Source organism: Intrasporangium chromatireducens Q5-1 (assembly GCF_000576575.1).
Taxonomy (GTDB): domain Bacteria; phylum Actinomycetota; class Actinomycetes; order Actinomycetales; family Dermatophilaceae; genus Intrasporangium_A; species Intrasporangium_A chromatireducens.
Genome location: NZ_AWQS01000104.1, coordinates 1 through 13,913, shown reverse-complemented (window position 1 = coordinate 13,913; position 13,913 = coordinate 1). Strand labels below are relative to the sequence as shown.

15 protein-coding genes and 1 pseudogene are annotated in these 13,913 nt (G+C 71.5%); 8 read left to right on the top strand and 8 right to left on the bottom strand.

Annotated features, from left to right (window positions below; all coding sequences use genetic code 11):
* The first annotated feature begins 104 nt into the window (after window positions 1-104).
* The 4 genes from N864_RS12825 to N864_RS12810 all read left to right on the top strand — a co-directional run bounded on the left by N864_RS12825 (window position 105) and on the right by N864_RS12810 (window position 4,048).
* Window positions 105-1,769 carry an ABC1 kinase family protein gene (locus N864_RS12825; RefSeq protein WP_034717329.1) on the top strand — a complete coding sequence of 555 codons (1,665 nt, stop codon included), beginning with the start codon at window positions 105-107 and terminating at the stop codon, window positions 1,767-1,769.
* A 204-nt stretch (window positions 1,770-1,973) separates the two neighbouring features.
* A complete protein-coding gene (locus N864_RS12820; protein ID WP_034717327.1) occupies window positions 1,974-2,414 on the top strand; it encodes a hypothetical protein in 441 nt (146 codons plus the stop codon).
* Window positions 2,415-2,573: 159 nt separating this feature from the next.
* A complete protein-coding gene (locus N864_RS12815) occupies window positions 2,574-3,293 on the top strand; it encodes a hypothetical protein (RefSeq protein WP_034717325.1) in 720 nt (239 codons plus the stop codon).
* Window positions 3,293-4,048: a S1C family serine protease gene (locus N864_RS12810; RefSeq protein WP_051518539.1), complete on the top strand. Its 756-nt coding sequence runs from the start codon at window positions 3,293-3,295 to the stop codon at window positions 4,046-4,048. The genes N864_RS12815 and N864_RS12810 overlap by 1 nt, the downstream gene beginning before the upstream one ends.
* A 59-nt stretch (window positions 4,049-4,107) precedes the next feature.
* Here the strand turns inward: N864_RS12810 and N864_RS12805 are convergent, their stop codons facing one another.
* Window positions 4,108-4,995: an oxygenase MpaB family protein gene (locus N864_RS12805; RefSeq protein WP_034717321.1), complete on the bottom strand. Its 888-nt coding sequence runs from the start codon at window positions 4,993-4,995 to the stop codon at window positions 4,108-4,110.
* Here N864_RS12805 and N864_RS12800 point away from each other — a divergent pair.
* The 3 genes from N864_RS12800 (at window position 4,994) to N864_RS12790 (ending at window position 7,811) form a co-directional block, all read left to right on the top strand.
* On the top strand, window positions 4,994-5,650 hold the full coding sequence (locus N864_RS12800; RefSeq protein WP_034717314.1) for a nucleoside/nucleotide kinase family protein: 657 nt from the start codon (window positions 4,994-4,996) through the stop codon (window positions 5,648-5,650). The two genes, N864_RS12805 and N864_RS12800, sit on opposite strands and share 2 nt — an antisense overlap.
* A 139-nt stretch (window positions 5,651-5,789) precedes the next feature.
* Window positions 5,790-6,956, top strand: a complete 1,167-nt coding sequence (locus tag N864_RS12795; RefSeq protein WP_155892927.1) for a ScyD/ScyE family protein — start codon at window positions 5,790-5,792, stop codon at window positions 6,954-6,956.
* Between the two features lie 309 nt (window positions 6,957-7,265).
* On the top strand, window positions 7,266-7,811 hold the full coding sequence (locus N864_RS12790) for a glycine cleavage system transcriptional repressor (RefSeq protein ID WP_034717312.1): 546 nt from the start codon (window positions 7,266-7,268) through the stop codon (window positions 7,809-7,811).
* A gap of 102 nt (window positions 7,812-7,913) precedes the next feature.
* Here the strand turns inward: N864_RS12790 and N864_RS12785 are convergent, their stop codons facing one another.
* From N864_RS12785 to N864_RS12760, 7 genes are all read right to left on the bottom strand, one after another.
* Entirely contained in the window at window positions 7,914-8,861 is a 948-nt protein-coding gene (locus N864_RS12785; protein ID WP_240474311.1) for a hypothetical protein, read from the bottom strand.
* Window positions 8,858-9,550, bottom strand: coding sequence for a cytochrome b N-terminal domain-containing protein (locus N864_RS12780; RefSeq protein ID WP_081793786.1), 693 nt, complete (start codon window positions 9,548-9,550; stop codon window positions 8,858-8,860). Before N864_RS12780 ends, N864_RS12785 begins: the two co-directional genes overlap by 4 nt.
* A complete protein-coding gene (locus tag N864_RS24700; RefSeq protein ID WP_155892926.1) occupies window positions 9,547-9,723 on the bottom strand; it encodes a hypothetical protein in 177 nt (58 codons plus the stop codon). The genes N864_RS12780 and N864_RS24700 overlap by 4 nt, the downstream gene beginning before the upstream one ends.
* Before the next feature lie 191 nt (window positions 9,724-9,914).
* The gene (locus N864_RS12775) at window positions 9,915-10,313 is read right to left on the bottom strand and encodes an NINE protein (protein WP_081793784.1); all 399 of its coding nucleotides are present in this window, start codon (window positions 10,311-10,313) and stop codon (window positions 9,915-9,917) included.
* Complete coding sequence (locus N864_RS12770; protein WP_051518537.1) at window positions 10,310-11,371, bottom strand: NYN domain-containing protein; 1,062 nt, start codon at window positions 11,369-11,371, stop codon at window positions 10,310-10,312. The genes N864_RS12775 and N864_RS12770 overlap by 4 nt, the downstream gene beginning before the upstream one ends.
* Window positions 11,372-11,427: 56 nt before the next feature.
* Window positions 11,428-12,093, bottom strand: coding sequence for a response regulator (locus tag N864_RS12765; RefSeq protein ID WP_081793783.1), 666 nt, complete (start codon window positions 12,091-12,093; stop codon window positions 11,428-11,430).
* Complete coding sequence (locus N864_RS12760; protein ID WP_034717311.1) at window positions 12,090-13,529, bottom strand: sensor histidine kinase; 1,440 nt, start codon at window positions 13,527-13,529, stop codon at window positions 12,090-12,092. Before N864_RS12760 ends, N864_RS12765 begins: the two co-directional genes overlap by 4 nt.
* Before the next feature lie 175 nt (window positions 13,530-13,704).
* Here N864_RS12760 and N864_RS12755 point away from each other — a divergent pair.
* Window positions 13,705-13,913: pseudogene (locus N864_RS12755) on the top strand (hypothetical protein); the annotation flags it as partial.

Here is a 13,913-nt window from a genome sequence, read left to right as displayed (position 1 = left end):
GGAGGCCGCAGGCCGGGCACCGCTCGACGGTGGGGTGGTCGTCTCGCCGCGCAGGGGAGGCAGGCAGGCGCGGGATGGGCATTTACGTGGATATTCTCACCGGCATGGACATCGCGCACGGCAGCCGCTACGTCGACCTGCTCCGGCTGGCGTTGCGGCACGGTCGCCGTGACCTCCTCCAGGGCGTCGACGTCGACGACTTCGACCCGGACGGCGACCTCGGCGACATCGAGGGCGACGCCCCCGAGCGGCTCGCCGACGACCTCGAGCGGATGGGGCCGACCTACATCAAGTTCGGCCAGCTCCTGTCGACCCGCGTCGACCTGCTGCCCGCCGCCTACACCGAGGCCCTCGCCCGGCTCCAGGACCACGTCGCGCCGTTCCCGTTCGAGCAGGTCAGCGCGACCGTCGAGGCGGAGCTCGGCGCGCCGCTGCGCAACCTGTTCAGCCAGTTCGACGAGGAGCCGCTCGCGGCCGCCTCGCTCGCCCAGGTGCACCGGGCGCGCACCCGCAACGGGCGCGACGTCGTCGTCAAGGTCCAGCGGCCCGACGTCCGCGAGACGGTGCGCGGCGACATGGAGGTGCTGGGCAGCCTCGCCGACAAGGTCGAGCGGCACACCGAGGTCGGCCGCCGCTACGGCATCACCGACCTGCTCGCCCAGTTCCGCCGCACGCTGGCTGGTGAGCTCGACTACCGGCGGGAGGCGCACAACCTCGTGCGGTTCGGCGAGCTGACCGCCGACTACGAGCACCTCCTCGTGCCCCAGCCCATCCCCGAGCTGTCGAGCTCACGGGTGCTGACGATGGACTACATCGCCGGCCGGCCCGTCACCTCGGTCGGGCCCCTCGGCCTCATCGACCTCGACACCCGCCCGCTCGTCGAGGAGCTCTTCTCTGCCTACCTCAAGATGATCCTCGTCGACGGCACGCTCCACGCCGACCCGCACCCGGGCAACGTCCTCGTCACCGACGACGGCCGGCTGGCGCTGCTCGACTTCGGGATGGTGACGAGCGTGCCGCGGCGGATGCGCGACCGGATCGTCAAGCTGCTCCTCGCGATCAGTGACGGCGACGGCGAGGAGGCGGCGCTCGTCCTGGCCGAGATGGGCCACCCGCTGGCCGGCTACGACGCCGGCCGGTTCCGCGACGACGTCTCGCACCTCGTCTCGAACGCCGTCGCGATGGGCAGCGACGTCGAGGCCGGCACCGTCCTCGTCGAGCTGAGCCGCCTCTCCGGCGCGCACGGGCTGCGGCCGCCCGCCGAGATGTCGATGGTCGGCAAGACCCTGCTCAACCTCGACCAGGTCACGGCGCACCTCGACCCCGGCTTCGCGCCCGCCGAGGCGATCCGCGACAACCTCGAGCAACTCCTCCGCTCCGGCCTGTCCGTGTCGCTCTCCGGCGCGATCGCCTCGGCCATCGAGGCGAAGGAGTTCGCCGCGCAGCTGCCCCGCCGGGCGAACCGGGTCATGGACGCCCTCTCCGAGGGTGAGCTCGCCGTGCGGGTCAAGACGATCGACGAGGTCCGGCTCCTGTCCCTCCTGCAACGGCTCACCAACCGGCTCACGATGGGCATCGTCCTCGCCGCGATCGTCGTCGGTGCCGCGCTCATGATGCAGGTGCCGACGACGGCGCAGATCCTCGGCTATCCGGCCATCGCGATGGTCTTCTTCCTCCTGGCTGCCATCGCCGGCGCGGTCCTGCTCGTCACCATCGTCGTGACCGACCGCCGCTCGGCGCAGGCGGCCCAGCGCGACCGCGACGGCTGACCGGCCGCATGGGCTCAGCCCCACGACAACGGCACGGTATGCCGCTGAGCCGGCTCAGCGGCATACCGTGCAGTTCTCGTGCGGCAGGGTGACGGAGGAGACAGGTGACGCGGATCTCGTTGGGATCCGGCGACGTTCGGCCGGTGAAACGATGGTCCTGACGGATCTGCATGGACCCGCCGGAGCCCTCTGGGGGAGGCCGTCATGAGCACCATGACCGTCCACCATCGCCAGCCCGTTGCCGGCCGGCGCATCGGCTACACGATCGCGGTCGGCGTCAACGCCGTGCTGCTCTATCTCATCAACGTCGCACCGGGCTGGGACGCGGTGCCGTTCCTGACTCCCGCGACGCCGCAGGTGCTGCCGTGGGTCAACGCGGCCCTGATCGCCAGCGCTGTCGCGAATGCGCTTTATGTCGTGTGGGATCCGCGGTGGTTCCGCGCGCTCGGCGACATCGTGACGACCTCGATCGGGATCGTCGCGATGGTGCGGCTGTGGCAGGTATTCCCGCTCGACTTCACGGGCTGGAGCTTCGACTGGTCGCTCGTCGCGCGGATCGCGCTCGGCATCGGCATCGGCGGCAGCATCATTGGGATCGTCGTCGCCCTCGTGACGCTGGTCCGTTCGGTCGCCGTGCGCGAATAGCCTCCGACGTCGTCCGGTTCGGTGGGTTTGCGCGGTGCAGGAGCCGTGCCGATCCATCGGACCGGCGCGCTGGGCGGTATGGGGAGATTTCGGCATTGTGCGCCGAGACGCGATGATGGGGCGACGTGTACGTCATTCCCGATGTGTTGAGGAAGAAGCATGACCGTCCCTGACGAGCCCGGCCAGACCATGCCGTTGCCCGTGCACGGACCGGAGGCTGCCCCCGAACCGTCCGACGTGGCCGCACCGTCTGACGCGGGGCAGACCCCGGGTGACGAGGCGCAGGCCCCGGGTGACGAGGCGACCGAGGGGGCGGTGCGCCGACCGCGGTCTCCGCGCCGGTGGCCGACGATCCTGGCCTGGACCCTCGTCGCGCTCTGCGTGATCTCGCTCGGCGTCCTCGGCTACGGCTACAAGCAGAGCCTCGACTCGTCCCGCGACTGGAAGGCGCTCGCCGACTCGACGACGACCGAGCTCGAGTCGAGCCGGGTGCAGCTCGACCGGACGAGCGAGACGCTGACCAAGACGAAGTCGGCGCTCGACGACACCCGCAAGGCGCTCGACGAGACGAAGGGCAACCTCAAGGAGGTCGCCGGCCAGTACAACGACGCCTCGGAGCGCATCCGTCAGCTCGCCAGCGAGAAGGCGAAGGTCGGCGACCAGGCCGGCATGCTCTCGACCGCGGTCGAGCAGGCCGGTCGGCTCCAGGAGCAGCTCGACGCGTGCGTGACCGGCCTGCGCGACCTGCAGACCTACCTCGTCAACGCGGGCGACTACGACGCAGCCTCGCTCGCCAAGCTCGTGGCCCAGGTCAACTCCGGGTGCGACGAGGCGCAGAGCCAGAGCAAGGCCTTCCAGGAATGGCTCAAGGGGCAGTGATGGCCGCTCGGCTGAGGCCGGTGCTCGGCGCCGGCGTCATCGCGGCCACCCTGCTGCTCGCGGGATGCGCCGAGGCGCTGCCGCTCGCCCCGCCGACGCGGACCACCCCACCGCCGCACAGCGTCACCGGCGTGCCGACCGTGCCGGACATCAAGGGCGGCTCCGCCGCCACCGTCACCCTCAAGGGCTTCAGCGCCTACGAGCGGGCCTCGCTGCGGATCCGCAACATCAGCTGCCAGGGGGTCGCCGTCGGGTCCGGCTTCGCCGTCGCCCCGCGGGTCATCGTGACGAACCGACACGTCGTCGACGGGGCCACCGCCCTGCAGATCCAGACCTACGACGGCCGGGACCGCAGGGTCGACACCGCCGGCGCGGCGACCTTCGCCGACCTCGCGATCGTCCGGCTCGCCGACGACCTGCCCGCGACGCTCCCGCTCGCGACGTCGAACCCCAAGCCGGGCGACGCCATCACCGTCGTCGGCTACCCGGGCGGCGGCGAGCTGAAGACGTCACGCGGCAAGGTGCTGCGCTACGGCGCGGACATCGTCGGGCAGTCGGACGAGCCGATGATCATCAACGACGCCCCGATCGAGCACGGCAGCTCGGGCAGTCCTCTCGTCGACTCCGGCGGCCGGGTCGTCGGTGTGGCCTACGCGGGCAAGCCGGAGGGGCCGTACTGGGCCGTGCCGGTGCAGCTGCTGCGCCAGATCATCGACAAGCCCTCCGAGGTCGGCCCGATCCCGCCGTGTGAGTAGCGCGCTCGGGCCAGTCGGCCCGGTTCGGCCGGGCCGGGGTTGTGAGGCTGCTGGGGCGGTCAGGCTGCCGGGTCGGACGGCCGGCGCTCCTCGAGCCCGGCGAGCCCCCACCGGACCGCAGCCGTTCCGAACCGGCCGAGCGGCCGCGCCACGAGGCTGCTCGCGAGGTCCGGCAGCGGGATGCCCAGCATCCGTCGCGCCCACCCCGGCAGGAGCGAGACACCGCCCGCGGCGAGGGTGCCGTACCCCGCCCGTGCGGCGAGCGGCAGCGGCGGGTTGAGCAGCAGGAAGGCCGCCGCCTCCCGCGCCGCCCGGGTCGCCTCGAGCTCCGGCCGGTAGGCCTGCAGCACGGCCCGGAGGGACGCGACGTCCGTGGGAGGGTCCACGACGCCGAGCCGGCGTGCCGGGATCGCTGCCTGAGCGACATACGTGTCGGCGTCGACGTCGGTGAGCGGCGCAGCGCTGAACGTCTGGAACCCGCGGAGGAACGAGTCGATCTCCGCGACGTGCACCCACATCAGCAGGTGCGGGTCGCTCGCGCGGTAGGGCCGCCCGCGGTGGTCGCGGCCGCGGACGCGCTCGTGGATGGCACGGACCTTGTCGATGGCGGCCTCGGCGTCGGTGATCCGGCCGAAGGTCGTCGTGGCGAGGTAGTGGCTGGTGCGCTGCAGGCGGCCCCACGGGTCGCTCTTGTAGCCGCTGTGCCCGGCGACCCCGGCCATCGCGAGCGGGTGCAGCGACTGGAGCAGCAGCGAGGTGATGCCGGCCGGGAACATCGCCGCGTCGGCGTGGACCCGCCAGATCGGGTCGTCGGGGGTGAACCAGCGCGGGCCCTGCGCGCCCCAGATCAGCTGCGCTCGCTCCGGGGCGTCTTCGCCCGCGACGCGGCTGCGCAGGGACCGGCCCAGTTGGCGTTGCACCAACCGAGCCGCCATCGTGATCGCCATGAGACCACCGTACGACGCGCTGCTGCGCCGACTCGTCGCGCTCGTCGAGCGCGCAGACCCCGACCGCCGCGTCATCGTCGGGATCACCGGGCCGCCGGGGGCGGGCAAGTCGACGCTCGCGCAGGGACTCGTCGACCGGCTCGGTGCCGCTCCTCCCGGGGGACTCGGGCCGTATGCCGCTCAGCTCCTCCCGATGGACGGCTTCCATCTCGCTGACGTGCAGCTCGAGCGCCTCGGTTTGGCGGACCGCAAGGGTGCGCCGGAGACCTTCGACGGCGACGGCTACGTGGCGCTGCTCCGCCGGGTCGCCGAGGAGCGCGATCGGACCGTCTACGCGCCCGGGTTCGAGCGGGCCCTCGAGCAGCCGGTCGCGGCCGCCATCGCCATCGAGCCGTCTGCGCGCCTGGTCATCACGGAGGGCAACTACCTTTTGTTGCAGCAGGATCCGTGGCCGGAGGTGCGCTCGCTCCTGGAGGAGGTCTGGTACGTCGAGGTGGACGATGCCGTGCGCGTCGAGCGGCTCGTCGAGCGCCACGTCGAGTTCGGCAAGGCCCGCGAGTCGGCGCGTGAGTGGGTGCTCCGGTCGGACGAGGCAAATGCCGCAATCGTGGCAAAGACTCGTGCCGCATCAGACCTCGTCGTGACGATGGATTGACCTGCCGCTCAAGAATATTCGGGACATTACCGTCCGGATCGGCTGTGGACGAAGGATCGGGGCTCCGAATCCGTGTACAGCGCGTCGGGCTCACTCCTACGCTGGGTCGGCCAGGGGGTTTCATCCTCGAGGGGGTCCAATGACTCACCGTGCCCGCCGCAGGCGGATCACCGTGGCAGCGCTCTCGGCAGGTCTCGTCGGCACCGCCGGCGTGTTCGCCAGCGCCGGGGCAGCCACCGCTCACGGTCGGACGTCCGACACCAGGCACCACGCGCCGACCGTCATCGCTACGGGCCTCAACAACCCGCGTCAGCTCGCCTTCAGCCCCGAGGGTGAGCTCTACGTCGCCGAAGCCGGCACGACCGGCACCTCGAACTGCCAGACCAGCCCGGAGTTCGGCACGGTCTGCGTGGGTCTCACCGGCTCGGTGGCCCGCATCGGCGAGAAGGGCCACGTCAACCGGGTCGTGACCGGGCTGCCATCGAGCGGCACGGCGAGCGAGCCGATCGGTCCGTCCGACCTCGTCTTCACCGGAAACCATGAGTTCGCCCTCGTGATCGGGCTGGGCGGTTCACCCACCTACCGTGCCGGCTTCGGGTCCATGGGCCGGCTGCTCGGCACGGTCGTCAAGGTCGACCTCCACCACCGGCGGCACTCGCCCAAGGTCAAGAAGGTGTTCGACGTCGCCGGCTACGAGGCAAAGAACAACCCGGACGGAACAGACATCGACAGCAACGGTGTCGGAATCGCCCGGACCCACAAGGGCTTTGTCGTCGCCGACGCCGGGGCCAACGACGTCATCTCGACGCGCAGGCACGGCTCCACCGTTGCCGTGCTGGCTCCAGTGCCCACGACGAAGCCCGTCTCCGTCCCCGGCGGGCCGACCCTGCCGGCGGGCTTCCCGGCCGACGCGGTGCCCACCGACGTCGTCCGCGGCCCGGACGGCGCCTGGTACGTCTCCCAGCTCGTCGGCTTCCCGTTCGAGAAGGGCGCGTCGTCGATCTGGCGGATCGTGCCGGGTCACGCCCCGCAGAAGTGGGCCACCGGCCTGACGAACGTCACCTCGCTCGCCTTCGACCACCACGGCCGGCTCTACGCGGTCGAGATCGCGGCGAACGGCCTGCTCAGCGGGCCGACGGGGGACCTCGTGCGGATCAAGCCGCACTCGTCCACGCACTCCGTGGTCGCGGGCAACCTCTTCGCCCCGTATGGCGTGGCGATCCGCGGCTCGTCCGCCTACGTCACGACCGGCTCCACGATGGAGACGGCGCCGGGCACAGGGCAGGTGATCAAGATCCACCTGTGACCGGTTGAGAGCCCGCACCTCCGGGTACCGGTGCCAGTAGGTCTTCGTGGCTGGCGCACCTTTACCCGAGAGGTGTGGCCGTGGCGGAGTGTTCGCTCGCGTCCCTCCCCGACGAGCGAACACTCCGCCATCATCTGTCTCAACCCCACCCCCTCCCTCCCCGTCGAGTGAGCGCAAACTCCGGCCCCGAACCGTCGACTGAGCGCAAACTGCGGTTGCCAACCGTCGACTGAGCGCAAACTCCGGAGTTTGCGCTCACTCGACGGTGCAGGTGGGGCTGCGCGGGGGGCGGGATCGCTACGATGCCTCATGCCCAGACTCGTGCTCACCGTCATCGGCGACGACCGTGCCGGCCTCGTCGAAGCCCTCTCTCAGGTCGTCACCGCGCACGGTGCCAACTGGGAGGACAGCCAGATGGCCGAGTTGGCCGGCAAGTTCGCCGGGGTCGTCGTCGTCAGCGTCCCGGCCGACCAGAACGACGCCCTCACCGACGCGTTGCGCTCACTCGACGGCCTGCTCGAGGTGTCGGCCCACCCCGGCACCGAGGTCACCAGGACCGCACCCGCCGAGGAGCACGAGCGGCTCACCATCGACCTCATCGGCAACGACCATCCCGGCATCGTCCGCGACGTCTCGTCGAGCCTCGCCCGAAGCGGACTCAGCATCGAGTCGATGACGACGGGGAGCCGGGAGGCACCCATGGCCGGTGGGCTGCTCTTCGAGGCGCACGTCGTGGTCCGCATCCCGCCCACGGTCGATGTGGCCGACGTCCGCGCCGGCCTCGAACGCCTCGCGACGGAGCTCCTCGTCGACATCAGCGTCACCGAACCCGAGCGCTCGAGTGCTGCGCACTGACCGGTCGAGCAGGGGGAAGTGACCGGTCGAGCAGAGGGAAGTGACCGGTCGAGCAGGCGGAAGTGACCGGTCGACACGGCGGAAGTGACCGGTCGACGGGGATCAGTGGCCGGTGCGGCGGTACCAGTCGCGCCAGATCAGCCGGTGCACCGGGATCCACCGCGGGATCGAGCGCAGCCCCGGGATGAACGGCACCAGCATCAGGCCGAGCGTGAGCACCATCATCAGGCCCCAGACGAGTGCGTCGGCGTTGTCCGACGACTTGAACGGGTCGATCTGGTACCAGAACGTGTAGAGCCACAGCCATGGCTGGCCCGGGTAGTTGCCCGTCTCGTTCATCATCCCCCACTGGTCGCCGCCGAGGCTCTGGGCGCGGGCCTGGTCCTCGAGGTAGGACCCGTCGGCGAGCAGGAGCAGGGCCTTGGTCGGGTCGGCGTTGTAGAACGGACCCGACGTGAGCTGCTGCTCGAGCCCGCCGGTCAGCGCGAGCCGCTGGAAGCCGGCCGCCATCGCGGGAACGGGACCGTAGTCACCGCTCGCCACCTTCGCGGGTTCGCCGTCGGGGGCCTTCGACAAGGCGTCGCCGTATGCCGTCGCCCACGTCGTGCGCTGCTGTGCGGTCGCGCTGTCCCACCTCGCGAGGGCGCCCGTGACCGCGGGGTCGCCGGTCATGGAGCGCAGCGGTCCCACGACGAGGTCGTTGGCGGAGTCGACGGGGTAGCGCACGCCGGCCCACTTCTGCAGGGGCAGGAAGAGCAACTGCTGACCGTCGCCGTTCGTGTTGTAGGGCGGCCCGTAGGTCGCGCTCGTCGTCGTGCCGGCCAGCTCCCCGGCCGCGGTCGCGACGACGTCGGACGGGGCGGTCTTGGCCCACGACTGCAGCGAGATGGCCTTGTCGTCCGGCGAGGAGAACACGGCGGCGAGCACCACCGTCAGGACCGTGACGACGGCCAGCGCGATGAGGAACTCCTTGACCAGGTCGTAGGAGCGGGTCGGGAAGGCGTGGGAGTCGCTCACCGGTCGTCTCGGGGCCTTGGCGCGCAGCATCATGGCCGAGCCTCCTCCTGGCTCGCGGTCGACAGGTCGGGTGCGTCGCCGGGCACTGTCTCGCCGGGTGCGACCGCGTCGATCGGGGGCACGACGCCGTGGCGCCGGACGAGCACGACGTGCCACACGGTGATCAGGCCGACGACGAAGGGCAGCAGGACGACGTGCCAGAGCAGCATCTGGCCCGGGTTGAGCACGTTGAAGAACGCGCCGATCCCGACGGCGTTGAGGCCGTCCTTGGCCTGCGTGCTGATCCACTCGGAGTCGAAGTTCGTCTGGGACAGATAGCCGGTGAACGCCGTGCCGATCGACGCGAGGAAGAGCAGGACGCCGGTCACCCAGGTCAGTCCGCGCCCGCCGCGCCAGGCGGCCATCCAGAACTTGCCCCACAGGTGGATCACCATCGTGGCGAAGAAGATCTCGACGCTCCACAGGTGCAGCGAGTTGACGAAGTGGCCGACGCTCGAGGTGTGCCACCAGGTGAGGCCGCCGACAGCGAGGATCGCGCCCGACACGAGCACGACGAGGAACGCCGAGAGGGTCAGCACGCCGAACACGTAGACCCACGACCGGACATACGCCGGCTGACGGTCCGGCAGCGCCTGGCCCTGCGGGACGGTGTGCTCGATGCGGGTCCGGAGCCGCTCGGTGAGCGTCGTGTGCGCAGTCGTGGCCCGCGCCGGCGCGGTCATCGCGAGCCGCCCCTCGGTTGCTCCTCGCGCTCGCCCGGGAACGGCAGCACCAGGACGAGCGCGAAGACGACGAGCATGACGAGCACGACGATGAGGTTGCCGACCGAGACGTGCAGCACGCCCCAGTCGATGAAGCGACCTCCGGCGTCCATGACGACCGTTGCTAGCTGCATGGGTGGCTTCTCTCTCGAGGGCGCCGCCGCCGACGGCGCAGCCGGACCTTTCACCTCGACTGTGCGGCCGCATGTGAGCAGGCTCCGGGACCAAGGTCCCCTCGGAAAGCCTGAGAAAAGCTCAAGAGAAGCCGGGGAAACGCCGCGCCCCCGACCGCGCCCCAGCGCTGAAGGGCGGTCTCAGGATCCCGTCACCAGTTGATGAGCAGGCGCCCGTCGGCGTCGCGGAAGCGGCCGATGATGATGAGGATGAGGTCGATGAGGTACCAGATGCCGAGCCCGCCGCCGGTGATCAGCTGCAGGATGCCCGTGCCGATCTTGCCGACATAGAAGCGGTGCACCCCGAGCACGCCGAGGAAGAAGCAGAGCAGGGTCGCGACGAGGCGGGAGCTCGGGCTGACGGGGTTGCCGAGCTCGTCGACGAGGACCCTCGATGCGAGCGCCTGGCTCAGCGGCGGCGCCGAGACCGGCCCGGTCTGCTCGGTCCACATGTTGCCGTCCCAGTAGCGGGTCATCGGCTGCCCGTAGGGGTCGGGGTACCAACCGGCGGGTGGGTTCTCGCGGCTCTCGGGATGGGCTGGCGTGCTCATGACGACTCCTTCGTCGGCTGCTGCGTGGCGAGTGCATCCTCGGCCGCGGAGGACCCGAGCACCCCCCAGAAGTGTTCCCGCAGGGCGAGCCGGGTGTGCTCGTCGACGTCGTACATGCCCAGTCGGGCCGACATGTCGAGCAGCATGGTGCGGTCGAGGTCCCTTGGGATGTAAGGACGTTCGGAGCGCACGGCCTTCAGCTCCGCGTCCGTCACGGTGCTCTTCCAGGTGTCGACGACGCCGTGCACGACCTCGTCGACGAGCTTCTCGATCTCCGGCGGCAGGCTCGAGTCGCCGACCGAGGCCCGCCCGGTCATGCTCGAGTAGACGATGCGCGGCGCGGAGTGCGGCGTGTGGCCGTGCAGCGCCGCCGCCTGGTCCCCGGTGCGGATCGCCGGGATCGGCGTGCTCCACGGTCGGGTGCCGGCGAGCGCCGCCGGGGTCGGGATGGCGGGCCGGTCCTCGACGACCTCGGTGGGCGGCACGACCGGCTCCGGGACGGGCTTGGGCCGCGGCTTGACGAACTTGTCGATGATGACCGGGTCGAGCAGGGTCGTGCCGTCCGCCTCGCGCTGCAGGTTGCGCGAGACGGCGTGCGGTCGGCCGTGCCGGTCCGGCGCGGCGAGCAGGATGACCTGCACGCCGTGCCCCTGGGCCTCCTCGACGGCCTCGGTGAGGTCGTCGTCCCCGGAGAGCAGATAGATGACGTCGGCGATCCGGTTGCGTCCGTGCGTGGCGATGTCGAGCCCGATCCGCAGGTCGACGCCCTTCTGCTCACCGCCGGGCGACATCCTGCCGAGCCGCAGCTTCAGGCGCGGCAGCATCCCGATCTGGTCCTGCCACGGGTCGGGGGCGCCCCCGGGGCCACCGGCAGCGTCATACCAGTTGACGCGCAGGAGCGGCAGCCCGCTCTCCTGCTGTACCTGGGTGATGAGCGCCTCGATCAGCTCGCGGTACTGGATGGTCACCCCGTTGCGCAGCGACGTCCCGGTGACCCGGGTGGCGGCCGAGGCGAGCAGATAACCGGCGTCGACGTAGACCGCGCAATAGGACCGCATACGGCAACCATTTCACAGCACCGGCCGGCCCGCGCCCCCTCGCGCGGCCTCGCAGGTCAGAGCAGGGCGGCGCGTTCGGCGACGACGGCGGCGCTGGCCCGGTTGTCGCAGCCGAGCTTGTCGAAGATGCTCCCGACGTAGGTCTTGACGGTCGTCTCCCCGACGTAGAGCCGCCTCGCGATCTCGGCGTTCGTCAGCCCCTCGGCGATGCCGACGAGGACCGCGCGCTCCCGGTCGGTGAGGGCCGCGACCAGCCGCCGGGCCTCCGCGCGGCGGGGGCCCCCCGCGTCGTCGCGGACTCGCTCGAACAGCTGCGTGGCGGTCTTGGGCGAGACCGCGCCGAGGCCCCCGGCGACGTTGCGGATGCCGTCGCAGATCTCCTGCGGCGACGCCGTCTTGAGCAGGAACCCATCAGCGCCGGCCTCGATCGAGCGGTACGCGAGCTGGTCCGCGTCGAAGGTCGTCAGCATGAGCACCTTCGGCGCGTCAGGCAGCGCCTTGACCTGCCCGATCGTCTCGATGCCGCCCTGCCGCGCCATCCGGATGTCGAGCAGGATGACGTCCGGCCGGTGCGCGTGGACGGCGTCGATCACCTCGTCACCGTCGTCGACCTCGGCCGCGACGACGATGTCAGGGGTGGTCGACAGGATCGCGGCGAGGCCGCTGCGCATCAGCGGCACGTCGTCGACGAGCAGCACCCGGGTCGGCCGCGCCTCGCTCACCGGCTGCCTCCCGCGTCCCGCGTCGGGTCGGGCGGTGCCCAGGGCAGCCGCACGGACACCCGGAACACCCCGTAGGGGTCGACTCCCGCTGCCATGTCTCCTCCGTAGCGCTCGACTCTCTCCCGTATGCCGCTGAGCCCGGTCCCAGCGCGAGCGTCGTCCCGCTCGCCCTCCCTCGCGCCATCGAGGTCCGACCCACCGCGATGGCCGTCGAGGTCGGGCCCGGCCGGCCGGCCGGGCCCCTGTGTCGGCAGGTGGTTCGCCGTCGCGATGACCAGGGCGCCCTCGGCGGGCGAGCCGCTCATCGTGAGCCGGACCGGGATCGTCGCGGCGTGCTTGCGGGCGTTCGTCAGCAGCTCCTGCACGATCCGGTAGGCGGCCTGCGCGATGTGGGCGTCGACGGCCAGGGAGTCGTCGACATAGACGGTCGCGATAAGCGGCATGCCCGCCGTGACGGATTCGTCGATGAGGGACCGGACGTCGCGCAGGGTCTTCGTCGGCGCGGCGAGGTCGGCGTCGTCGGGCTTGCGGAGCAGGTCGAGCAGGCTGTGCAGCTCGGCAACGGACCGGGCCGCCGTCTCCCGGACCACCTTGGCCGACTCCTGCAGCTGCCCGGTCACCGGGTCGGCGCCCCGGGGCGTGCCGTCCGCTGCCCCGCCGGGGGACGCGGCGACCCGCTGGGCCATCGCCTCGAGGGCGCCGGCGTGGACCGAGAGGATGGACAGGTTGTGGCCGAGCCCGTCGTGGATCTCGCGGGCGAGGCGCTCGCGCTCGGCCTGGCGCGAGACCTGGTCGGTCAGGGTGGACACCTGGTGCCGCTCCGCCGCGACGACCCGGTTCGCCGACGCGAGCTCGGACCGCGTCCGTAGCCACAGGCCGGCGCCGCCGAAGCCGGCGAGCAGCGCGAGGGCGAGGATGACCGCGACGTACCACGGCACCGACCCGCTCGCCGGCTCGATGAGGGTCCGCCAGAAGGACGCCGTGCGGGGCGTCGCCGTCACGTCGACCCAGACACGCCACAGGGTCACCGCGGCGACGGGCAGGCCCACCATCCACCACTGCTGCACCGGCCGCCACAGCACGACGGACATGAAGCCGATCAGCGCGGCGGTGGGCCCCAGCTGGAAGGCGACGCTGCCGACCACCCCGGCCGCGGCGAGCGGCACCGGGTAGCGGTGCCGCCAGATGACCGCCACGGCGAGGGCCAGGCCGACGACCGAGGCCGCGCCGGCGTAGCCGCTCAGCGTCGTGCCGGTCTGCGGCACGGTCAGCCCGGCCGCGGCGGCGGCCCGGGCGTCGATCGCCGTCGCCGAGTAGGAGACGTCGATGATGACGAGGCACGACAGCAGGAAGGTGCGCGTGCGGCGCTCCAGACGCCCGCGGCCCCACGCCCGGCGCCCGAGACGACGTGCGTCGGGGAGCGAGGTGAGCGGCATACGGGAAAGGTAGCGCCCGCCGGCGACGGCGAGGGGTCATCCGACGAGTCGCACCCTGCGGGCCGGCTCTCCTCCTTCCGGTCGGCCGGTTCGGGCCACTCGGAGGAGGCGGCGAGGGGAGGCCGTGGGCGAGATTCGACCCGTTGCCACGACCCACCGTCACGAGGAGCCTCACATGAGCACCAACCACCCGTCCTTCGAGCAGCAGCAGCTGCAGCCGCCGGCACCGCCGCTGCCACCCCGGCAGCAGAGCTGGTTCGCGCGGCACAAGGTGCTGACCGCGCTGCTGGCCCTCGTCGCGCTCGTCGTCCTCAGCCAGGCGGTCACCGGTGGCTCCGGCGCCGACAGCCCGGCCGGGGCCACCGCGACGAGCCCCGCCGCCGA

What these genes read in the sequence shown, in the direction of transcription:
- N864_RS12810 (WP_051518539.1), top strand. Translation starts at nt 3,293, where the DNA reads ATGGCCGCTCGGCTGAGGCCGGTGCTCGGCGCCGGCGTCATCGCGGCC.
- N864_RS12820 (WP_034717327.1), top strand. Translation starts at nt 1,974, where the DNA reads ATGAGCACCATGACCGTCCACCATCGCCAGCCCGTTGCCGGCCGGCGC.
- N864_RS12790 (WP_034717312.1), top strand. Translation starts at nt 7,266, where the DNA reads ATGCCCAGACTCGTGCTCACCGTCATCGGCGACGACCGTGCCGGCCTC.
- N864_RS12805 (WP_034717321.1), bottom strand. Translation starts at nt 4,995, where the DNA reads ATGGCGATCACGATGGCGGCTCGGTTGGTGCAACGCCAACTGGGCCGG.
- N864_RS12775 (WP_081793784.1), bottom strand. Translation starts at nt 10,313, where the DNA reads ATGAGCACGCCAGCCCATCCCGAGAGCCGCGAGAACCCACCCGCCGGT.
- N864_RS24700 (WP_155892926.1), bottom strand. Translation starts at nt 9,723, where the DNA reads ATGCAGCTAGCAACGGTCGTCATGGACGCCGGAGGTCGCTTCATCGAC.
- N864_RS12785 (WP_240474311.1), bottom strand. Translation starts at nt 8,861, where the DNA reads ATGATGCTGCGCGCCAAGGCCCCGAGACGACCGGTGAGCGACTCCCAC.
- N864_RS12760 (WP_034717311.1), bottom strand. Translation starts at nt 13,529, where the DNA reads ATGCCGCTCACCTCGCTCCCCGACGCACGTCGTCTCGGGCGCCGGGCG.
- N864_RS12770 (WP_051518537.1), bottom strand. Translation starts at nt 11,371, where the DNA reads ATGCGGTCCTATTGCGCGGTCTACGTCGACGCCGGTTATCTGCTCGCC.
- N864_RS12825 (WP_034717329.1), top strand. Translation starts at nt 105, where the DNA reads ATGGACATCGCGCACGGCAGCCGCTACGTCGACCTGCTCCGGCTGGCG.
- N864_RS12800 (WP_034717314.1), top strand. Translation starts at nt 4,994, where the DNA reads ATGAGACCACCGTACGACGCGCTGCTGCGCCGACTCGTCGCGCTCGTC.
- N864_RS12795 (WP_155892927.1), top strand. Translation starts at nt 5,790, where the DNA reads ATGACTCACCGTGCCCGCCGCAGGCGGATCACCGTGGCAGCGCTCTCG.
- N864_RS12780 (WP_081793786.1), bottom strand. Translation starts at nt 9,550, where the DNA reads ATGACCGCGCCGGCGCGGGCCACGACTGCGCACACGACGCTCACCGAG.
- N864_RS12815 (WP_034717325.1), top strand. Translation starts at nt 2,574, where the DNA reads ATGACCGTCCCTGACGAGCCCGGCCAGACCATGCCGTTGCCCGTGCAC.